We start from the raw sequence: 20454 nt of genomic DNA, 5'->3' as shown, positions 1-20454 counted from the left end.
GACATTGAGCCCGGATCAGAACGATATTTGGTCAGGACGCAACGTGTAGTACTGGCCGCACTCAGGTGCGGCCGTACACATCCTGAAAGCGAACGATATCGTCTTCGCCGAGGTAGCTACCCGATTGTACCTCGATGATCTCCAGCGGCATCTTGCCCGGGTTGCGCAGCCGGTGAACGCTGCCCAGCGGAATATAGGTGCTCTGGTTTTCACCCAGCAGAAACACCTTGTCGTCGCAGGTCACCTCGGCCGTGCCGGACACCACGATCCAGTGCTCGGCGCGGTGGTGATGTTTCTGCAGGCTCAGAGCCGCCCCCGGCTTGACCACGATGCGCTTGACCTGGAAGCGGTCCGCCGACTCGAGCGAGTCATAGCTGCCCCAGGGACGGCGAACCACGCGATGGAGGGAGTGCTCAGTGCGCCCGGCGGCCTTCAGCTCGTCCACCACTCGCTTGACGTCCTGGGCGGCATTGCGGTGGGCCACGAGGGTGGCATCCGGAGTGCTGACCACGATCAGGTCATCGACGCCGACCGTTGCCAGCAGGTGGCGGTCATGCGAGCGCAGTAGCGAGTTGCGGGTATCGATGGCGATGGTATCGCCTTCGCGGACGTTGCCTTGCGGATCACGCGCGCCCGCGAGCCACAGTGCGGACCACGAGCCAATGTCGCTCCAGTCGCATTTCACCGGGATAACCACAGCGCGCTGGGTCTTCTCCATCACGGCGTAGTCGATGGAATCATCAGGCACCTTTGCAAACTTGTCGCGATCGATGCGGACAAAGTCCAGATCGATCTTCGCGGAGGCGTGCGCGTCTCGCACCGTCTGGAGCATTTCAGGCGCGTGCTGTTCGAGCTCTTCCAGATAACGGGAAGCCTTGAACAGGAACATCCCGGAGTTCCAGTCGTAATGGCCATCCGCTACATACGACTCGGCAGTGGCCAGCGCAGGCTTCTCGACGAATTGCGCCACGCGGAACGCGCCCTCGCCGATGGCGTCACCACGACGGATGTAACCGAACCCGGTTTCCGGGCGATCCGGGCGAATGCCGAAGGTCACCAGCGATCCGTCGCGCGCTGCAGGCAGCGCAAGGTTGACGCCCTGGATAAAGCTGTCGGTTTCGCCGATCAGATGGTCGGCGGGAAGGACCAGTAGCAATGCATCGGGGTCGCGCTCGATCGCCTGCAAGGCACCCAGGGCAATCGCGGGAGCAGTGTTGCGGCCCATGGGTTCGAGCACGATGGTCGCGCCTTCGATGCCTGACTCGAGCAACTGCTCGGCGGCAAGGAAGCGATGATCTTCGCTGGCGACCACGATCGGCGAGCCAACGTTGGGGAGTAGCCGCGTGCGGTTAATCGTTTGCTGAAACAACGTCCCCCGGCCCGCCAGTGATAGGAATTGCTTGGGCAGGTTGCGCCGGGACACGGGCCATAGCCGTGTGCCTGAACCACCACTGAGGATGAGCGGAATGAGCATAAGTGTTCAGTGCGTAGGGATGGAAAGTTCGCCCATGACATCGAGCAGGCCTTGCTGCCAGTCCGGCAAGACAAAACCAAACCGCTTCTGAAAATCGGCGTTTTCCAGCACCGAATAGGCAGGTCGCTTCGCAGGGGTGGGGAAGTCAGCCGTGTCAATCGGGGTGACGACGGGTTTCTTTGCTATGAGGCCCCGGCGAAATGCTTCATCGAAGATGGCCACGGCAAAGCCATGCCACGTGGTGGTTCCGCTGGCCACGAGATGGTGGGTGCCTTCAAGCTTGCTGCGTTCGTTGCCAGAGGCTTTGCTCCACACATCCAGTGCAGCCAGCGTGCCGCGCACGATCAGGCCCGTTGAGGTTGGCGCGCCGTGCTGGTCGGCCACGATACGCAACTCGTCACGTTCGGCACCCAGTCGAAGCATGGTGCGTAGGAAGTTGTGGCCATGTGCGGCGTAGACCCATGCCGTACGAAAAATCATGTGGCGCGCACCGCTCCCGGCAAGGGCCCGTTCACCGGCCAGCTTGCTGCGGCCATAGGCTCCGAGGGGGGCAGTCGCCGCATCGACGGCATAAGGCTCCGCACTGCTTCCATCGAAAACATAATCGGTGGAATAGTGCAGGACCAGAGCGTCGTTTGATGCCGCCCAGGCTCCGATGGCGCCAACGGATTCACCGTTGACCCGCGTTGCAAGCTTTTCTTCCTGCTCTGCGCGATCCACAGCCGTAAAAGCCGCGGCATTGATGATCACATCCGGTTGGACGCGATCAAGCACAGCAGTCATGCCTTCAGGTGAAGAAAGGTCACCCGCTACTCCCGTCATCCCGCCTGAAAGCTGGCCGTCTCGGGTCACCGGCACTACCTCACCAAATGTCGTGAGGGCGCTCTCCTTCAGAAAGGTCTGTCCGAGCTGCCCGTTGGCACCTAGCAGCAGGATCTTCAAGCCTGGTACTCCGGCAGTCGGTCCGGCGATACATCGGCGAGCAAGGGAGCCTTGCCGTCCTTGTCCGAAAGAAGCGGGGAGCTGATCGGCCAGTCGATGCCGATCGCCGGATCGTTCCAGCGAACGCCGCCATCCGCCTTGGCATCGTAGAGGTCCGTGCACTGGTACGAGAACGTGGCGAATTCGGACAGCACGCAAAAACCGTGCGCGAAACCTTCAGGGATCCAGAAGTGCCGATGGTTCTCCGCAGTGAGCATTACGCCCGCCCACTGGCCGAATGTCGGGGAGCCGCGACGGATATCCACCGCGACATCAAAGACTTCACCCTCCAGGACGCTGACGAGCTTTCCCTGCGGATGTGGCCACTGGTAGTGCAGGCCACGCAACACCCCGCGTGCCGAGCGGGAGACGTTCGACTGCACGAATCGCCTGTCGATGCCCGCCTCGCGATACTTGGCCTCGTTGTAGCTCTCGTAGAAAAACCCGCGCGAGTCGCCGAACACTTGCGGTTCGATCACAACGCAGCCGGGTAGCGATGTTTCGATGAACTTCATCCAACGTAGCCTTGTTTGGTCAGGTTCTGGAGGTACTGCCCATAACCCGTCTTGGAGAGCGGGGCTGCAAGTCGCAGCAATTGCTCTGCATCGATCCACTTTTTGATGTAAGCGATCTCTTCAGGGCAGCAGACCTTCAGGCCTTGCCGGTTCTCGATGGTCTGGATGTAATCGCCAGCTTCCATCAGGGACTCGTGGGTGCCCGTATCCAGCCAGGCGTAGCCTCGACCCAATTGCTCCAAATGCAACGACTCGTCGTCGAGATAGCAGCGGTTGAGATCCGTGATTTCCAGCTCGCCGCGCACTGAGGGCTTCAGGTTCGCGGCGAAGTCGGGGGCGCGATTGTCGTAGAAGTACAGTCCAGTCACCGCGTAGTGGGACTTCGGCTCGGCCGGCTTTTCCTCCAGACCGATCACCTTGCCCGCAGCGTCGAATTCAGCCACGCCATAGCGCTCAGGATCCTTGACCCAATAGCCGAATACTGTTGCGCCGTGCTCGCGTGCCGCAGCGCGCTTCATACGTTCGGTAAGACCTACGCCGTAGAAGATGTTGTCGCCAAGCACCAGACAGCTGGGATTGTTTCCGACAAAGTCGCGGCCAATGATGAAGGCCTCCGCCAGACCGTTCGGGGACGGCTGGACGGCGTAGGAGATGTTGATGCCCCATTGGCTACCGTCACCTAACAGGCGCTGAAAGAGTGCCTGCTCGTGCGGAGTGTTGATTACCAGCACGTCGCGAATACCCGCCAGCATGAGCGTGGCGAGTGGGTAATAGATCATGGGCTTGTCATACACGGGCAGCAGCTGTTTGCTCACTGCCTGAGTAATGGGATAAAGCCGCGTGCCGGAACCACCGGCGAGGATGATGCCCTTCTGGCTGCTCATACGCCGAGTCGCTCCATGCGATAGCTTCCGTCAAGCACACGAGAAGTCCACGCTTTGTTTTCCAGATACCAATCGACGGTATGGGCGATGCCCGATTCAAACGTCTGCGAGGGGCGCCAGCCGAGCTCGTTCTGCAGCTTCGACGAATCGATAGCGTAACGACGATCGTGTCCTGGGCGATCCTTGACGAAGGTGATGAGGGATTCGCGACGACGGCCGTCTGCCAGCGGATGGCGTTCGTCCAGCAGTGCGCAGATGGCCTTCACGACGGTCAGGTTCTCGCGCTCGGCGTTGCCACCCACGTTGTAGGTCTCGCCAACCAAGCCCGCTTCGAGCACCCGCTGGATGGCGGTGCAGTGATCCCCAACATACAGCCAGTCGCGGATGTTCAGCCCGTCGCCATAGACCGGCAGTGCCTCGCCGGCCAGCGCCTTCTGGATGATTAGCGGAATCAGTTTTTCAGGGAATTGGTAAGGCCCGTAATTGTTGGAGCAATTGGTTGTCAGCGTTGGCAGGCCATAGGTGTGATGGAATGCGCGGACGAGATGGTCCGAGGCAGCCTTCGACGCCGAATAGGGTGAATTGGGAGCATAGGGCGTGGTTTCTTTGAAGCTGCCCTCGGGGCCGAGCGAGCCGTAGACCTCGTCGGTTGATACATGCAGGAAGCGGAACGAACAGGCAGCAGCGCTGTCCAGACTGCGCCAATAGTCGCGCGTGCTTTCAAGCAGTCCCAGTGTGCCAACCACATTGGTTTCGATGAAAGCTGCAGGGCCGTCTATCGAGCGATCAACATGGGACTCGGCCGCAAAGTTGATTACGGCGTCTGGCCTGTGCTGGGTAAGAAGTTGGGTGATCAACGCGCGATTGCCAATGTCGCCGTGTGCGAAGATATGGCGGGCATTGCCTTCGAGAGAGGCGAGCGTATCTAGATTCCCGGCGTACGTAAGCTTGTCCAGATTGATGACGCGATGCCCTACGGCAACGGACTGGAGGACGAAATTTGCACCGATAAAACCGGCACCGCCGGTAACGAGCAGCGTCTTCATAGATCCTTATGACCAATCAGCTAGTTCCGCGTATTGTGTCATGTCCGCTGGCGCTAAAACACAGGCCGTTCTGGGTGGCTTTGCCATTGCAACACCAACATTAGAGTCGGCAAGCCAGGGTCTTCAGAATGGCAGCACTGGCCCCGCTCATTGTCGACGAATTTCATGAGTTTCAGGGGTCTAGCAGGCTGCTGAAATACCCAGCTTCATGGGCATCCATCCGTGGGCTGGAACTTGCTGGTCGCGCCCGAAGCCCGCTGGAAGCATAAGTTGTGCCGATTTCCAATGTAATTTCAGTGACTGTGTGACCTCCGGCGACTCTTTCATGCCGGATTGCAGGGCTGTGGACGCAACTGTCCCAAGGTTCGCATCCGCACCAGGCCAAATCGGCCATGTCGAAGATCGACGCCTCAGCACCCTTGGTGATCATGTCCGTGCTCTGAGTGTCGACGAGGCTGCGGTTGACGCATGAAATGGCGGTCGCAATTTGTGCTGCTCGGGACCATGTCATGTCGGGCCGGATCCAGACATGGAGCGTTCGGCAGATCGCCGGACTTCGAACGGATATCTTTCACATGGTGCACGAGATCTGGGACAAAGCCATGTTACTGGCTCTGGCATCACATCGGGCTAGCTGGCGCGCTCAGGCTGCGCCAAGCAGGGCCGTGATTTGCGCGACCTGACGCTCCAACTGGCCCGCGTCTGCACGCGCTTCAACGTTGAGGCGCAACAGTGGCTCGGTATTGGAGCTACGTAGGTTAAAGCGCCACGAGCCGAAGTCGGCGCTGATGCCGTCGGTCCGGTCCATGACAGGTGCAAGCGAGGCGTAATGCGCCAGCACGCGCTCGATCGCGGTCTCGGCGTCGCCCACCTTGAAGTTGATCTCGCCACTGCAGGGGAAAGCCTGCATGCGGTCCTCAACCATGGATGCCAGCGGCTGGCCGGTACGGGAGATCAGGCCTGCGATGAGCAGCCAGGGAATCATGCCGGAGTCGCAATAGGCGAAATCACGGAAGTAGTGATGCGCGCTCATTTCGCCGCCATAGACGGCGTTCTCCGCGCGCATGCGCTCCTTGATGAAGGCGTGGCCGGTCTTGCTCTGGACCGGGATGCCACCTGCCGTGGTCACCATCTCGATCGTATTCCACGTCAATCGCGGGTCGTGGATGATCTTTTCGCCAGGGTGCTTGGCCAGCAGCGCCGTTGCCAGCAGTCCGACCAGGTAGTAGCCCTCGATGAACCGACCCGAGGCATCGAAGAAGAAGCAGCGATCGAAATCGCCGTCCCAGGCGATGCCGAAGTCCGCGCCATGAGCACGGACGGCGTCGGCTGTGGCCTGCCGATTCTCCGGCAACAGCGGATTGGGAATGCCGTGGGGGAAGTGGCCGTTCGGCTCATGCTGGATGCGCAAGAACTCGAAGGGCAGATGCGACGCCAGTTCATCGATCACGAGACCAGCACCACCATTACCTGGGTTGGTGACGATCCTCAGCGGTTTGAGCGACGCTGCGTCGACGTAGGTCAACAGGTGGGCGATGTAGGCACTTTTGTCAGTGACAACTCGCACGGTCCCATGCGTGATGGTTTCGACACACCGGCCAGCGGCGACGTTGTTGCGAATGGTGAAGAGGCCCGAGTCACCGCTGATGGGGCGGGAGCCCTCGCGCACGAGCTTGAGTCCGTTGTAGTCAATCGGGTTGTGGCTGGCGGTCACCATGATGCCGCCAGCCGCGCGTAGGTGGGCCGTCTGGAAATAAACCTCTTCGGTGCCGCAAAGCCCGATATCGATGACATCGCGTCCACTGGCCGTGATGCCCTCGGCCAGCGCGTCCTGCAGCGCGGGACTGCTCAGCCGCACGTCGCGGCCGAGCACGATGGGGCCCGGGCCCAGCAATTGGGCCGTGGCATTACCGATGCGCCGGGCGAGGTCTTCGTTCAGCTCGTCCGGTACGCGACCGCGGATATCGTAGGCTTTGAAGCTCTTGAGGCTGATTTCACTCATCGGGCATCAAAGCGCTTGTTCGAGTTCCGGGATGATCTTGAACAGATCGCCCACCAGCCCGATGTCGGCAATCTCGAAGATCGGCGCCTCGCCGTCCTTGTTGATGGCGACGATGGTGCCGGCGTCCTTGATGCCTGTGAGATGCTGGATCGCGCCGGAAATACCGATCGCCATGTACAGCTCGGGGGCGATGATCTTGCCGGTCTGACCCACCTGCAGGTCGCTCGGCACGTAGCCAGCGTCGACGGCTGCGCGCGAGGCACCTACGGCTGCGCCGATCTTGTCGGCGAACTTGAAGATGATCTCGAAGTTCTCCTTCGAGCCCACGCCACGGCCACCCGACACGACCTTGCTTGCGCTCTGCAGGTCTGGGCGATCGCTCTTGCCCGACTGCAGTTCGACGAAGCGGGAATGCGAGGGCAGTGCGACATCGATGTTCAGGGCTTCCACTGGCGCGCTGTTCGCACCGCTCGCGGCAGCAGCCCAGGACGCCGTGCGGATGGTGGCTACCACGGTGCTGTTCGCATCGGCTTCGACGGTGATGATTGCGTTGCCCGCGTAGATCGGGCGCTTGAAGGTGTGGGCGCCTTCAACGCTCATCACGTCGCTGACCTGGGCGACGCCAAGCAGAGCGGCGACGCGCGGCAGCACGTCCTTGCCGAATGTGGTCGACGGGGCGAAGACGTGGCTGTAACCGGCGGCGGCCTTGGCGATCTGCGGTGCCAGCACGGCGGCCAGTGGGTGCGCGTTCTCGGCGCGGGCGATGGTGAGCACGCGGCTCACGCTTTCGATCATTGCCGCATCGGCGGCAATGGCACTGACGTTGTCGGCCAGCACCAGCACGTCGATGGCTTCAGGCTTGATCGCCGCGGCGGCGCTTACGGCGCGTGCGGTAGAAGAATTGAGCTTGCCGTCCAGGTGTTCGGCGATGACGAGGATCTTGGACATGTCGTTATCTCCTTGAGGCTGCTTAAAGCAGACCCTTCTGCTTCAGCGCCGCGACCAGTTCGGCCGCATCCTTCACCATCACGCCCTTGCTGCGCTTGGCCGGCGCGGCGTAGTGCGTGGTCTTGAGATGGTCGTTGGCTTCCACCCCGAGCGAGCCGAACTCGATGGTGTCGATCGGCTTGGACTTGGCCTTCATGATGTCCGGCAGCTTGATGAAGCGCGGCTCGTTGAGGCGCAGGTCGGTGGTGATCACGGCCGGCAGTTCCGCCTCGATAACTTCCAGGCCGGCGTCGACTTCACGGGTGACCGTGGCCTTGCCATCGGTGATCTCGACCTTGCTGGCGAAGGTGGCCTGCGGACGGTCCCAGAGAGCGGCCAGCATTTGGCCGGTCTGGTTGGCGTCATCGTCGATAGCCTGCTTGCCGAGGATGACCAGGCCCGGTTGCTCCTTTTCGATCAGCTTCTGGAAGATGCGGGCGGCGGTAAGCGGCTGCACGGCGTCAGTAGTCACTACATGGATGGCGCGGTTGGCACCCATGGCGAGTCCGTTGCGCAAGTGTGCAGTGAGGTCCGCTGGGCCGATGCCGACCACTACGACTTCTTCGGCCACACCCTTTTCGCGCAGGCGCAGGGCTTCTTCCAGTGCGATGTCGTCGAACGGGTTGGCGGAAAGCTTCACACCATCGGTCACGACGCCGGTGCCATCGGGTTTCACCTGGATGCGGACGTTGTAGTCCACGACGCGCTTGTAGCCAACAATAATCTTCATCGGTGGGTCCTTAACTAATAAGCCGCCGCGCGGGCAGAAAAAAAGACATTCTACTCGGCTTCAAACATTTGTATGAATACGCCAATAAAGTCAAAGAAAACAGGCGCTTAACGCGTCCTTCGGGCATACGGATAAGGCCTATGGGGCGCGCCCGGAGCCAGGCCGCACAGGCGGGCGGCATCCGATGTGGCGAAGCCAGCGGACAATGTTGCCAGAGAGAAGAGGCGTTCCACAGCGTGAGCCGTCGTCCCATCGATCTGGCCTGCTTCGTGCTCGAACTCCCAAGGCGCCATATGAGCGTCGAGCAGCGGGCGAAGCGCAGCAAGGCGGACCCAGAACATGCTTCCGGCGACGAACTCGCTGCCGGGCGCGGGCTGGGAAAGGCCAAGCCTGACGCAGAGTGCACGGACGTTCGTCTCGTTGGCGCCCCAGAAATGCTCCAACGGCTGCGAATGGCCCTCTGGCGTAACCAGCCCCAGCTGTGGATTCCTGGCGAAGGCTTCCACGATGCGCGAGGCGCGGTTAGCGGCGGTCAGACTGTGTAGCAATTCGTCACGCCACTGCGAGCCGTCCTCTCGATGCACCGACTGCTTCGTGTGCAGCTTGAGGACGACGTCGACGCCTTCGTTGAGCAATCGGTCGGCGACGTGGAGGAAGGGCAATATATCGCGTCCACGGTTCTCGAAGACATGGATTTCCGCATCGACCCCGAGGGCCTTCAGCCGAGTCCGGATGTCGCGCTCGCGTTCAGGTGCCGTTGTGATGACGAGCCGCCAGTTGAGCGCACTGGCATTCAAGCTCGGGATCACGTCATCGAGCACTTCGGCGTACCACGCGTGCACGACGGCGCAGGGGCGCTTGTCCGTGCCTTCACGCGACGGCAGCAGTGCGGCACGGGTGGCATCCAGCCAGGCGTACCCGAGACGTACATCGGGCTCCAGCACGGCGCCTTCGGCCCACTCGTTCCACGCGTTGATGAAGACCATCGGCGTGCGCGGCGAGCGTGCCTGGGCCACGGACACCGCATGACGCAGCCAGTCCCGATAGGCGCGTGGCGATGCATGGGCCAGCACGCGGCCGCGGCCGCTCCGACGCGGTTCGTTGTCCCAGCCCGGATTGACGCTCGGATATAGCACATAGCTGGGCTTGGCGGCGCCCGTGGCGTTACGCACGAGTTCGCGCCAGTCGAGCACGTCGCCAGCGAAGTCCGGATTGATCAGCTGTTGTTCGCTGGTGATTGGATTCAACGAGGTGTTGTTCGGCGGGAATTCCACCGCTGCGTCGAAGCCGATGCTGGCCGGGTCGACGCGATCGAAACTCTGCACATAGGCAAGGTGGATCTCACCTATGCCGTTGTCCCGGCACCACGCGCGCCAGCGCACGGCTGTTTCCTCGGGCGACGGCAGCAGGCCGGGGCGATACACCAGCAGCATCGGCTTGCCTTCGACCCGAAGGTAGCGCGGATCCTTCAGGTAGGCGGCGACATGTGCAATGAAGGCTAGGTCGTCCTCCGCACTGTGTTGCTGGCCAATCAAGACGTCTTCCGCGCGTCCATCCCAGCGTCGCGACCAGTTTTCGTTCGCCCAGCACAGGCAGATGGGCAGGTCGAGATCAGCACTGGCAAGCCATTGGCGCAGAGGCGCCTCCAGCAGTGTCGTGCCGGCAAACCAGTAGAAGTAGGTGCAGAAAGCTCCGATGCCATACTCGCGTGCGAGTTGCATCTGCTTGCGCATTACGTCCTGCTGGCGCAGGTCGTAAAAACCCAACTCACTGGGTAGCCGAGGTTGTGCATGGCCCTCGTACTGCGGGAGCGCACGGGTCACATTGCGCCACTCAGTAAAGCCCGCGCCCCACCATGTATCGTTCTCTGGAATCGCGTGGAACTGCGGCAGATAGAAGGCAACCAACGTCGCCGGAAGCGGTGATGGCAGTGGCTCCTTGCGACGCGGCACATGACCGATGGCGTGCTCCACTGCACGCTGCAGCGGGCGGCGTGAGCTTCCGACAGGCGCACGTCCGCGTGGTCCCGTGGGCACCATGCCCGCGTAGCGATCCAGGAAACGCTGCCTCCAGCGATCACGTGTCGCCACCGGCATGGGCATCAGGCGGAAGCCCGCGCGCAGCAGCTGGAAGACTTGGCGTTTGGCGAGATCGAAGAGCGGCATACACGTTATCCCGGTGGCCCAGGCATGGTCCCCGTTGCGGCGGAGCGGGTCAATCCAGTACGCGGTGAAGGGTGGCCGCAGCAACACGGGGCGAGAAGTGCTCATCCACGTTGCGAAGGCCGTTGCGTGACAAAACCGTCCACAAACCCTCGTCAGACGCTAGGCGCGAGGCTTCGACGGCAAAATCGGCCGGATCTTCCGCCACGAGCACGTCGACACCGGGTTCCAACTGCATGCCTTCAATTGCAATTCTCGTTGCAATCACCGGCAGGCCATGGCCCATTGCCATGTTGATCTTGCCCTTCACCCCGGCGCCAAAACGAAGAGGGGCGAGCGAGGCGAGTGCGCCGTCAAGCCATGGCGTCAGGTCGGGGACACGGCCGTGCAACTCCAGACCCGGAACGGCCAGTTCGCGCTTCGCTTCCTCGGTTATGTCGCCCAGGACGTGGATGCGTATGTCGGGTATGCGGCTACGCAGCACGGGCAGGATTTCGCTGGCAATCCAGCGCACGGCGTCGGCGTTGGGCGGGTGGCCAACGCCGCCGATGAAAACCAGGTCGCGCCGCTCGGTGTACGGGCGGCGGCAGCCGTATACGTCGTGGATGTTGGACAGCAGTTCCACGCGGGCCGCTGGCAGTTCCAGCGCCAGCAGGGCCTGCTCGTGCGGGCTCACCACAAAGGTTATGTCAGCCTCTCTGATGAGGGCCAGTTCACTCTTGCGTGATGCCTGCGCCTGTCGCGCCAGCGAGGAGTTGCCACTCAGTTCTGCCGCGCGTTGTTCGCGCAGGAAGTGCAGGTCCACAGTGTCGAACACCAGGCGGGCCTGCGGGGCGTATTTGCGTACGAGAGCAGCATATTGCCCTGCGACGGTATGCCGGCACAGGATCACCGCGTTCAGTTCGGGGCCATGTTCGCGCAGCCACGTCGGCAGGTTGGAGACCCAGGGGCGGCACAGCACTTCCGTGCCAAGTGTTCCCAGCATGCGGATTTCGCTTTCGCTGGCGCTGCCGTCATCGGGCAGGAAGCTGGTGCTCCAGCCTTGGGCGGCCAACAACTTGAGTATGGCGCAGAGCCGCAGCGAGCCTGAATCGCGGGTGGGGTCCGGCGTCATGCTGTCCGCAACCAGTACGCGTCCACGGCGACGCCAGCGGAGGGCCTGTGCCAATGCGGTTCCTGGGGGCGGTTGGCTGGCAAGGGCCGTTTCCCACTTGGCCAAGAACTTGGCCTGGTTCGGCGCCTGATGGCGTTTCATGCCCGATGCCAGGTCGGTGCCAGCACTGATGCCCTCGTAGTGCGCAATCACGCTTGCCGGCTCGTAGTAAACCTTCAGGCCAAGCTGGCGCACCGCGAAGGCAAGGTCGGTGTCTTCGTAGTAGGCGGGGGCGTAGCGAGTGTCAAAACCACCAACCCGAAGGAACACTTCCTTGCGGATTAGCAGGGATGCACCGCTGACATAGTCGACCTCGCGACGGCATTGCCAGGCCGGTGCGTCACGTTGCTCGAACCGGCCTGCATTCCAGCAGCCGCCGTCGGCAAACACGAGCCCGCCCGCTTCCTGCAATCTCCCGTCCGGATAGACCAGCTTGCTGCCGGCAATGCCGCAGTCTGCCTGCTCGGCAAAGCAGGCCAGCAGGCCATCGAGCCACTGGGGCAGAACTTGCGTGTCGTTGTTGAGGAAAAGCAGGAACTCGCCGCGTGCCACCTGGGCACCTGCGTTGCAACTGCCGATGAAGCCCAGATTGGTTTCATTGGACAGCAACCTCAGCCCTTCGATCCGAGCCAGCGACGCGGCGCTGTCGTCAGGTGAAGCATCATCGACCACGATGAGTTCGAAAGCAGCGTCAGGCGCGTGTCGCTGAAGTGAGCGAAGACAGGCCACCGTGTAAGGCAGTTTGCCGTAGACCGGAATGACTACAGAAACCTGAGGACATTCGCTGGTTGGCAGCGAGAATGGCTCGAACGGCACGTCTAGTGGAGCCACCTGCAACGAATCATCGAGCGCGGGACGACGCTCGAATTCCTGCCTCATCCGGGCCAGCGTTCCCCGCCAGCCACGCAACGCCACGCTGCTACGAATCCGTTGCAGCGTGTAATGCAGGCGCTTGAATCGCCATGTCAGTCGAGCGGACAGCGCACTATCCTCGTATCAGAGGTTCTGGTAATTCGGCCCCGAACCGCCTTCCGGCGTCACCCAGTTGATGATCTGGTAGGGGTCCTTGATGTCGCAGGTCTTGCAGTGCACGCAGTTGGCGGCGTTGATCTGCAGGCGCTTGCCGTTGCTGCCATCGGGCTTGGCTTCGTCGACGATCTCGTAGACGCCGGCGGGGCAGAAGCGGGTGCAGGGATTGCCGTATTCCACGGTGCACCGGGTCACGCACACGTTGGTGTCGGCCACGTGCAGGTGGATGGGCTGGTCTTCGTCGTGCTCGGTGGCGGCGAAGTAGACGCCGGCCAGGCGATCGCGCGGGGGCAGTTCGCGTGGCAGCACGTAGTCGCGCTTGGGTTCCTCCTGCGCGCCGAGCTTGTGCAGGCTCGACCAGTCGGCCTTGTTCTTCAGGGTCCACGGCGACGCGCCGCCGAGGGCGGTTTCCCATGCGGCGTTCAACATGCCGAACCACAGGCCCTTCTTGAAGCCGGGTTTGACGTTGCGGACCTTCTTCAGTTCCGCCATCACGTCGGAGGCGCGCAGCTTGGCGTCGAAGCCGGCCGGGTTGAGATCGTTCGCCACCAGGTGTTCGGCGGCGAGCATGCCGCTCTTGATCGCCTGGTGGGTGCCCTTGATCTTGGGCACGTTGAGCAGGCCGGCGGTGTCACCGATGAGCAGGGCGCCGGGCATCTCCACCTTGGGCAGGGACTGGTAGCCGCCCGTGACGATGGCGCGCGCGCCGGCGGAAAGAATGGTGCCGCCTTCGAGCAGCGACTTCACCGAGGGGTGGTTCTTCCACTGCTGGAAGGCTTCCCACGGCTGGTAGTTCGGGTCGCTGTAATCCAGGCCGCTGACGTAGCCCAGCGCGATGCGGTCCTTGTCCAGGTGATACAGGAAGCTGCCGCCGTAGGTGTGGCTGTCGGCGGGCCAGCCGAAGCTGTGCACGATCTTGCCCGGCTGCACGCGCCCGGCAGGCACCTGCCAGAGCTCCTTGATGCCGATGGAGTAGCCCTGGGGGTCGCTGTCCTTGTCCAGCGCGAAGCGCTTGATCAGCTGCTTGGTGAGGCTGCCGCGGGCACCTTCGGCCAGCACGGTGACCTTGGCCTTGATGTCGATGCCCTGCGTGTAGCCGGCCTTGTGCGAGCCGTCCTTCGCCACGCCCATGTCGCCGATGCGCACACCGGCCACGGAGCCGTCGTCGTTGTAGACGTTGTCGGCGGCGGCAAAGCCCGGGAACACGTCCACGCCCAGCGCTTCGGCCTGCGGTGCCAGCCAGGCGCACATGGCGCCCAGCGACACAATGAAGTTGCCGTGGTTGTTCATGCCCGGGGGCACCGGCAGCTTGCGCCCGCCGGTCTTGCTCAGCAGCCAGAACTCGTCCTCGGTGGCCGGCACGCAGATCGGCGGCGGATTGTCGCGCCAGCCCGGCAGCAGCGCGTCCAGCGGCTGCGGCTCAATCACCGCGCCCGACAGAATCTGCGCACCGATGGTGGAGGCCTTTTCAATGACGCAGACGCTCGTTTCCGGCTTCAGCTGCTTCAGGCGGATGGCGAACGCCAGCCCGGCAGGGCCTGCGCCAACGACGACGACGTCGTATTCCATGATTTCGCGGTCGCTCATGGCGGACTCCAACGGGCTAGGGCGGCTCGAATACCGTTCCCAGACGTATGGAACGGGCAAAGCGGCATTGTCCGGGTTCGGGCCACCGGGGGCAACGGTGGCCGGATCCTTGCAATCCCTTCATCTGCATTAGCCATAATCCCATCTGACGGAGCCAGGGAAGAGAGCATGAGTGTGCAGCCACCGATCAGCGAACGTGACCTGCGTCGGGCCACCATGTGCCAGCTGTTGCATTGGCTGGCGGTGGAGCGCGTCCAGCCGCAGGCACTGGCCGAGACCTATCTGGAGGCCATCGAGCGCGTCAATCCACAGCTCAACGCCTACGTGAACGTCAGCTCGGCCATGCTGCAGGAGCAGGCGCTGGCAGCACAGCACCGGCGGCGTGACGGCGTGATCGGCCGGCTGGATGGCCTTCCCATCGCACTGAAGGACAATTTCGACGTCGCCGGCTGGTCCACCAGTGCCGGCCTTGCCGGGCGCGGTGCGCCGGTGGCCGACGATGCCCATGTGGTGGCACGCCTTCGCGCCTCGGGCGCGGTGCTGGTCGGCAAGACCAACATGGATGAAGGTGCGCTGGGTGCGGTCACCAACAATCCGCATTTCGGTGCAACGCACAATCCGCATCGCCACGGCTATACCGCGGGCGGTTCGTCGGGTGGCGCGGCAGCGGCCGTGGCGGCCGGCCTGGCAGTGGCGGCGATCGGGTCGGACAGCCTGGGTTCCGTGCGCATTCCCGCGAGCTATTGCGGCGTCTATGCGCTCAAACCGACGCACGGCGAGATTTCGGCGCGCGGCATGGTGCCGGCGGCGCGCCGCCTGGATACCGTGGGCCTGTTGGCGCGCAGCGCGGACGACCTCACCGTGTTGCTGCAGGTGCTGGCCGGCTATGACGCCGATGACGCCCGTTCGCGTCGCCGCCGCGTGGCGCTGTCGCCGCCGGACTGGGAGCCTGGCCGTCTGCGCGCCGGGTTCCTGCCCAACCTGGCGGCCGTTGGCGTGCATCGTGATGTCGTGGACGTGTTCGAGGCTGCACTGGACAAATGGCCGCGCGAGCTGGGCGAGCGCCGCACCGTGGATTTCGACGACTGGGATTTCGCCCGCACGCGTCGCGCCGGCCTGCTGTTGATGGAGGCGGAGATGCTCGGCACCTTTGCTGCCGACCTGGCCGATACCGACCATCGGGCTTCGGAACATTTCCGCCGCCTGTTGAGTTACGCCGCCGGCAAGAGTGCGGCCGATTACGCCGCCGCCGACCGCGTGCTGGATGCTGCCACGCTCAAGATGCGCCGCCTGTTTGCGCAGATCGACGTGCTGGTGATGCCGACCACGCCGCAGGGTGCGTTCCCGCTCGATGGCCCGGTACCCGACTCGCAGGCCGATCTCACCAGCTTCGCCAGCCTGGCCGGCTGCCCGGCGGTGAACATTCCCATGGGCTATCTGCCTGATGGCATGCCCATTGGGTTGCAGCTGGTCGGTGCGCGCGGCTCGGATCTTCGCCTGCTGGAACTGGCCTCGGTGTGTGCGGCAACGCTCGACGTGGAGCCGACGTTCCCGGCCATCCAGTAATACGTCGCCGGTAAGCGCACATGGATTTGTTTGGCCCAACCTCCGCCAGTGGCTGGCAACCCTTGCCGCTGCCAGGTGGCGAGCTTTCGTTGTGGTCGCCGTGGTTGAGCGGCGACGAGGCAGACGCTTTGCTGGCCGAGCTGCAGGCGGACATTGCGTGGGAAGTACACCGCATCCGCATGTTCGGGCGGGAAGTGGATTCCCCGCGCCTGAGTTGCTGGATAGGGGACAAGGACGCCACCTATGTCTATTCACGCACGCGCTTTGAGCCGCATCCCTGGACGCCGGCGCTGGCGTCGCTGCGAGATCGCGTGGCGCAAGCCTGCGGAGCTCGCTTCAACAGCGTACTGGCCAATCTTTACCGCAGTGGCCGGGACTCCATGGGCTGGCATAGCGACAACGAACCGGAGCTCGGGCCGCAGCCGGTGATTGCTTCCCTGAGTCTGGGTACCGAGCGCCGTTTTCGCCTCAAGCCGCGTGCGGAAAATGCGCACGCTGGCGTGCTCGGCATCGTGCTGGGGCATGGCAGCCTGCTGCGCATGGCGGGCGATACGCAGCGGCTCTACCTGCATGACCTGCCCAGAACCCGCGAGGCCGCCGGGCCTCGCCTCAATTTGACCTTCCGCTGGGTGGACGCCTCGTTGCGTTGATGCCTCAGTCTGTATGCACGTCGTGGGCATCCAGCGGCTGTTGCAGCGTCCAGTTCACCAGCTGCGAGGCGAGTGCGTCGGTCGCCTGGCCAAACGCGGCAACGACCTGCGGCACGCTGGTGCCCCCGACTGGTTGGGTGATGTCGAAGCGATGGCTGGCCACGATGCGCAGCCCGTTGTTTTTCACCAGTCGTGCGTCGAAGCGGATTACCACCACAGGCTGGCCGTTTTCGTACACGGACTGGAAGGCGCGCAGGTCACCCGACAGGGAGTAATCCGCTTGCAGGCTGGTCTCGTCACTGCTTAGCTCGGCGATGCGTCCGTTGTCGCGAAAGGCGTCGACGAAACGGTTGCGCAACAGCTTGGGGGCCGTGTCGCTCCAGCGTGCGCCCTTGTAGACGCTCATCTCGTCGCCCTGCGGAAGCACCGTGATGCGCGAGCTGTCGATCATGCGTTCGGCGTTGGGCATATCGACGCGCAGGGACCAGTTCACCGGCGCGGCATGGTCGTGCGGCAGCGCGGTAGCGGGCAGGCGATAGATCTCCTGCGGCTCTGACTTGGGCAGCACGGAGCATGCGCTCAACAGGGTGATCGCCGTCCCGGCGAAAAGATGGGCGAGCAACCTCATGGCTCAAACTCCTTGTTGCGTTCGCGGCCGAGCAGGAAGCCGGCCGGGTTGTCGTCGAAGCGCCGCGAAATGCCGCGCAGCGAACCCGCCGCATCGCGCAGCTCGCGCACGGCCGGCCCCAGTTCGCTGAAGCCTTGCAGGCCGCCATCGATGGCAGCGCGGTTGTCGCTGAGCATGTGGTCGATGGTGGTGGCCGAGTGCTGCAGCGAGCCCATGGCATCGCGTGCGCTGTCGAGCGCGGCGCGGGCCTGGTTATCGACCAGCCCGTTGGCGTTGCGCACCAGTTGATCCGTCTGCGCCAGCGTTTCGTTGGCCTGCTTGCTTGCCTGCGCCAGTTGCTGCAGCAACTGGCGGATGTCGTCACGCTGGTCGGCGACGGCGCCGGTGACCTTGTCCAGGTGTTCCAGCGTGCGGCTGATGCGCTCGGTGTTCTCCGGTGACAGCAGCATGTTGGCGCGCGCCACCACCTCATTGATGTTGGTCACCAGGTCCTCGCCGTTGGCAAGGATGCGGCTGAGCGGCGACGGGTCGGCCACGATCACGGGCGGCTGGCCGTTGCGCGATTCCAGCGGCTTGCTGGCAAGCGAACCGCCACTGAGCTGGATGATCGAGAGGCCGGTGACGCCGGTCATGGTGAGCTTGGCGTGGGTGTCCTGCTTCACCGGCGTGTCGCCGCCCACGCGGATACGCGCCAGCACCTTGCTGGGGTTCTGGGGGTCGAGCTTGAGCTGGGTGACATCGCCGACCTTGATGCCGTTGTACTGCACGGCGCTGCCCTGCGAGAGGCCGACGACCGCCTCGTTGAACACCACCTGGTACTCGGCAAACTGGCGGTCCGAGCTGGATTTGGCGAGCCATAGCGCGAAGAGCAGCGCGGCGGCGACCACGATCACCGTGAACAGGCCTATCAATACGTGGTGGGCACGGGTTTCCATATCACTTTACCTCGGGGGATGGGGCGCGCTCATGCGCTTCTTCGGCGGCGCGGCCGCGCGGACCATGGAAATACGACTGCACCCACGGGTCCGGGCACTGGGCGACCTCGTCCAGCGGGCCCACGACCAGCACCTTCTTCTGCGACAGCACGGCGACGCGGTCACAGATGGTGTAGAGCGTGTCCAGATCGTGGGTCACCAGGAAAACGGTAAGGCCCAGCGCATCGCGCAGGGTCAGGATCAGCTGGTCGAACGCGGCAGCGCTGATCGGATCCAGGCCGGCCGTGGGTTCGTCCAGAAAGAGGATCTCCGGATCCAGCGCCAGCGCCCGGGCGAGCGCCGCGCGCTTCACCATGCCGCCGGACAGTTCCGAGGGGTATTTCGATTCCGCGCCCGCGGGCAGGCCAGCAAGCGCCAGCTTCACGCCGCCCAGCTGCTGCGCATCGGGTCGTGCAAGGTGTGCGTGCTCGATCAGCGGCATGGCCACGTTCTCGACGATGTTGAGCGAGGAGAACAATGCGCCGTTCTGGAACAACACGCCGAAACGGCGCTCCACGAGGGAGCGTTGCTTGGGCGAAAGACTCAGCAGGTCCTGGCCGAACACGTGCACCTGCCCCGACGTGGGACGGCGCAATCCCACGATGCTGCGCAGAAGCACCGACTTGCCCGTGCCGGAGCCGCCAACCACGCCAAGGATCTCGCCCCGGCGGACATCCAGGTCCAGGTGCTCGTGAACGGTTTGCGTGCCGAAGCGGTTCACCAGGTCGCGCACCTGGATCACGTTCTCCTGCGGCTTGGATTTCGCGACGGCGTTCACCAGCCCATCTCCATGTAAAAGAGTGCCGCCAGCGCATCGAGCAGGATCACCACGAAAATCGACTGCACCACGCTCGAGGTGGTGTGCTCGCCGACGGACTCGGCACTGCCAGTCACCTTGAAGCCTTCCAGGCAGCCGATGACGGCAATGAGGAAGGCGAAGACCGGTGCCTTGGCAATGCCCACCAGGAAGTGCCGCACGCCAATGTCCGACTTGACCAGGTTGATGAACATGACCGGCGGGATGTCGAGCACCAGTGCACACACCAGGCCGCCCCCGACCAGTCCGGCGATCATGGCGAGGAAGGTGAGCATGGGCAGCGAGGCCAGCATGGCCAGCACACGTGGCAGCACCAGCAGTTCCATCGGGTCCAGACCCAGGGCACGGATGGCGTCGATTTCCTCGTTGGCCTTCATCGACCCGATCTGCGCAGTGAAGGCGCTGGCGGTGCGGCCCGCCATCAGGATGGCGGTGAGCAGCACGGCGAACTCGCGCAGGAACGAGAAGGCCACCAGGTCCACCGTATAGATGGTGGCACCGAAGTCCGCCAGCACGGTGGAGCCCAGGAAGGCCACCACGGCGCCCACCATGAAGGTGAGCAGGGCCACGATGGGCACCGCGTCCAGCCCGGTTTGCTCGATGTGCGACACCAGGGAGGTGACTCGCCAGCGGCGCGGATGCAGGATGGTTCGCGTCAGGCTCTCCAGGGTCAGGCCGACGAAACCGAGCAGGCGCACCTGCTGGTGCCAGACCGTCTCCATGGTGGCGCCGATGCGCGCGAGCACCTCCGTCACGGCGTCCTGGCGGCGTGTCGTGCGTGGCTCGACATAGCCAGCCATCGCCTTGCCGACCGTCTGCAGCAACGCCCTCTGGGCTGCAGGCAGGGTCGGGTCGGCGGTGGCCAGGTCGCCCAACTGGGCAGCACCAAGCAGGCCGGCGAGCAGGGCCGCGCCGGCGGTGTCGAGCGCACCCAGGGCGCTCAGGTCGATCGGTGTGTTCTTGTCCAGCTTGCGCTTGAGTGCATCGACCGTGCGTTCCAGCGTGGCGTAGTGGGCCAGCGTCCAGTCACCGGTCACTTGCAGGCGTGGCGGCGTGGTCGTGGCATCGAGTTGTGCGCTTCCTGTCGCCATCGATGTACTCATGGGGCGCGATCTTAGTGGAGTGTCGCGTAGGACGGGTGACGAAATGATGGTGAGGTCATCGTGGGCGCACTTGAAGCGTTTCCTTACGCCGTGTGGGTGCCTGCACTGTCCGTCCCGCCATTTTCAGCTAAATTGCCCCATTGATCGTGCGCCTGGCAGCCGCCGG

17 protein-coding genes are annotated in these 20454 nt (G+C 63.5%); 2 read left to right on the top strand and 15 right to left on the bottom strand.

The window, feature by feature from the left end; translation table 11 throughout:
- Nucleotides 1-61: 61 nt before the first annotated feature.
- The 11 genes from H8F01_RS06290 to H8F01_RS06240 all read right to left on the bottom strand — a co-directional run bounded on the left by H8F01_RS06290 (nt 62) and on the right by H8F01_RS06240 (nt 14550).
- Nucleotides 62-1474: a mannose-1-phosphate guanylyltransferase/mannose-6-phosphate isomerase gene (locus H8F01_RS06290; protein ID WP_187058166.1), complete on the bottom strand. Its 1413-nt coding sequence runs from the start codon at nt 1472-1474 to the stop codon at nt 62-64.
- A 6-nt stretch (nt 1475-1480) separates the two neighbouring features.
- A complete protein-coding gene (gene rfbD / locus H8F01_RS06285; RefSeq protein WP_187058165.1) occupies nt 1481-2416 on the bottom strand; it encodes a dTDP-4-dehydrorhamnose reductase in 936 nt (311 codons plus the stop codon).
- Nucleotides 2413-2970 (bottom strand): dTDP-4-dehydrorhamnose 3,5-epimerase, encoded by a 558-nt coding sequence (gene rfbC / locus H8F01_RS06280; RefSeq protein WP_187058164.1) that lies wholly within the window; start codon nt 2968-2970, stop codon nt 2413-2415. Before rfbC ends, rfbD begins: the two co-directional genes overlap by 4 nt.
- Nucleotides 2967-3854 carry a glucose-1-phosphate thymidylyltransferase RfbA gene (gene rfbA, locus H8F01_RS06275; protein WP_187058163.1) on the bottom strand — a complete coding sequence of 296 codons (888 nt, stop codon included), beginning with the start codon at nt 3852-3854 and terminating at the stop codon, nt 2967-2969. The genes rfbC and rfbA overlap by 4 nt, the downstream gene beginning before the upstream one ends.
- Complete coding sequence (gene rfbB / locus H8F01_RS06270) at nt 3851-4900, bottom strand: dTDP-glucose 4,6-dehydratase (RefSeq protein ID WP_187058162.1); 1050 nt, start codon at nt 4898-4900, stop codon at nt 3851-3853. The genes rfbA and rfbB overlap by 4 nt, the downstream gene beginning before the upstream one ends.
- A gap of 643 nt (nt 4901-5543) precedes the next feature.
- The gene (locus tag H8F01_RS06265; RefSeq protein ID WP_274380596.1) at nt 5544-6893 is read right to left on the bottom strand and encodes a phosphohexomutase domain-containing protein; all 1350 of its coding nucleotides are present in this window, start codon (nt 6891-6893) and stop codon (nt 5544-5546) included.
- 15 nt (nt 6894-6908) lie between these two features.
- Nucleotides 6909-7850: an electron transfer flavoprotein subunit alpha/FixB family protein gene (locus H8F01_RS06260; RefSeq protein ID WP_187058160.1), complete on the bottom strand. Its 942-nt coding sequence runs from the start codon at nt 7848-7850 to the stop codon at nt 6909-6911.
- A gap of 22 nt (nt 7851-7872) precedes the next feature.
- On the bottom strand, nt 7873-8619 hold the full coding sequence (locus H8F01_RS06255; RefSeq protein ID WP_187058159.1) for an electron transfer flavoprotein subunit beta/FixA family protein: 747 nt from the start codon (nt 8617-8619) through the stop codon (nt 7873-7875).
- A 107-nt stretch (nt 8620-8726) separates the two neighbouring features.
- Entirely contained in the window at nt 8727-10784 is a 2058-nt protein-coding gene (locus H8F01_RS06250; RefSeq protein ID WP_187059182.1) for a glycoside hydrolase family 99-like domain-containing protein, read from the bottom strand.
- 49 nt (nt 10785-10833) lie between these two features.
- The gene (locus H8F01_RS06245; RefSeq protein WP_238481167.1) at nt 10834-12849 is read right to left on the bottom strand and encodes a glycosyltransferase; all 2016 of its coding nucleotides are present in this window, start codon (nt 12847-12849) and stop codon (nt 10834-10836) included.
- An 81-nt stretch (nt 12850-12930) separates the two neighbouring features.
- The gene (locus H8F01_RS06240) at nt 12931-14550 is read right to left on the bottom strand and encodes an electron transfer flavoprotein-ubiquinone oxidoreductase (protein ID WP_187058158.1); all 1620 of its coding nucleotides are present in this window, start codon (nt 14548-14550) and stop codon (nt 12931-12933) included.
- A gap of 168 nt (nt 14551-14718) precedes the next feature.
- On the opposite strand from H8F01_RS06240, the gene H8F01_RS06235 reads away from it, so the two are divergent.
- Nucleotides 14719-16116, top strand: coding sequence for an amidase (locus tag H8F01_RS06235; RefSeq protein WP_187058157.1), 1398 nt, complete (start codon nt 14719-14721; stop codon nt 16114-16116).
- A gap of 20 nt (nt 16117-16136) precedes the next feature.
- Nucleotides 16137-16766, top strand: a complete 630-nt coding sequence (locus H8F01_RS06230) for an alpha-ketoglutarate-dependent dioxygenase AlkB family protein (protein ID WP_187058156.1) — start codon at nt 16137-16139, stop codon at nt 16764-16766.
- A gap of 4 nt (nt 16767-16770) precedes the next feature.
- On the opposite strand, the gene H8F01_RS06225 is transcribed toward H8F01_RS06230, so the two are convergent.
- Genes H8F01_RS06225 through H8F01_RS06210 form a run of 4 tightly spaced genes read right to left on the bottom strand, consistent with a single transcriptional unit; the run spans nt 16771 to nt 20288 of the window.
- Entirely contained in the window at nt 16771-17394 is a 624-nt protein-coding gene (locus H8F01_RS06225; protein ID WP_187058155.1) for an ABC-type transport auxiliary lipoprotein family protein, read from the bottom strand.
- Entirely contained in the window at nt 17391-18329 is a 939-nt protein-coding gene (locus H8F01_RS06220) for an MlaD family protein (RefSeq protein ID WP_187058154.1), read from the bottom strand. The genes H8F01_RS06225 and H8F01_RS06220 overlap by 4 nt, the downstream gene beginning before the upstream one ends.
- A gap of 1 nt (nt 18330) precedes the next feature.
- Nucleotides 18331-19146: an ABC transporter ATP-binding protein gene (locus H8F01_RS06215; RefSeq protein WP_238481166.1), complete on the bottom strand. Its 816-nt coding sequence runs from the start codon at nt 19144-19146 to the stop codon at nt 18331-18333.
- Complete coding sequence (locus H8F01_RS06210; protein WP_187058153.1) at nt 19143-20288, bottom strand: MlaE family ABC transporter permease; 1146 nt, start codon at nt 20286-20288, stop codon at nt 19143-19145. The genes H8F01_RS06215 and H8F01_RS06210 overlap by 4 nt, the downstream gene beginning before the upstream one ends.
- Nucleotides 20289-20454 lie beyond the last annotated feature (166 nt).

The sequence above is a fragment of the Dyella telluris genome, assembly GCF_014297575.1.
In the GTDB taxonomy this organism is placed as follows: Bacteria; Pseudomonadota; Gammaproteobacteria; order Xanthomonadales; family Rhodanobacteraceae; genus Dyella; species Dyella telluris.
This window is presented reverse-complemented; position numbering and strand designations above follow the sequence as displayed.

Bases quoted from the DNA above. Each gene is read 5' to 3' on its own strand.
- H8F01_RS06260 (WP_187058160.1), bottom strand. From the start codon at position 7,850: ATGTCCAAGATCCTCGTCATCGCCGAACACCTGGACGGCAAGCTCAAT.
- H8F01_RS06220 (WP_187058154.1), bottom strand. From the start codon at position 18,329: ATGGAAACCCGTGCCCACCACGTATTGATAGGCCTGTTCACGGTGATC.
- H8F01_RS06225 (WP_187058155.1), bottom strand. From the start codon at position 17,394: ATGAGGTTGCTCGCCCATCTTTTCGCCGGGACGGCGATCACCCTGTTG.
- H8F01_RS06235 (WP_187058157.1), top strand. From the start codon at position 14,719: ATGAGTGTGCAGCCACCGATCAGCGAACGTGACCTGCGTCGGGCCACC.
- H8F01_RS06240 (WP_187058158.1), bottom strand. From the start codon at position 14,550: ATGAGCGACCGCGAAATCATGGAATACGACGTCGTCGTCGTTGGCGCA.
- H8F01_RS06290 (WP_187058166.1), bottom strand. From the start codon at position 1,474: ATGCTCATTCCGCTCATCCTCAGTGGTGGTTCAGGCACACGGCTATGG.
- H8F01_RS06210 (WP_187058153.1), bottom strand. From the start codon at position 20,288: ATGAGTACATCGATGGCGACAGGAAGCGCACAACTCGATGCCACGACC.
- rfbB (WP_187058162.1), bottom strand. From the start codon at position 4,900: ATGAAGACGCTGCTCGTTACCGGCGGTGCCGGTTTTATCGGTGCAAAT.
- rfbC (WP_187058164.1), bottom strand. From the start codon at position 2,970: ATGAAGTTCATCGAAACATCGCTACCCGGCTGCGTTGTGATCGAACCG.
- H8F01_RS06230 (WP_187058156.1), top strand. From the start codon at position 16,137: ATGGATTTGTTTGGCCCAACCTCCGCCAGTGGCTGGCAACCCTTGCCG.
- H8F01_RS06250 (WP_187059182.1), bottom strand. From the start codon at position 10,784: ATGCCGCTCTTCGATCTCGCCAAACGCCAAGTCTTCCAGCTGCTGCGC.
- H8F01_RS06255 (WP_187058159.1), bottom strand. From the start codon at position 8,619: ATGAAGATTATTGTTGGCTACAAGCGCGTCGTGGACTACAACGTCCGC.
- rfbA (WP_187058163.1), bottom strand. From the start codon at position 3,854: ATGAGCAGCCAGAAGGGCATCATCCTCGCCGGTGGTTCCGGCACGCGG.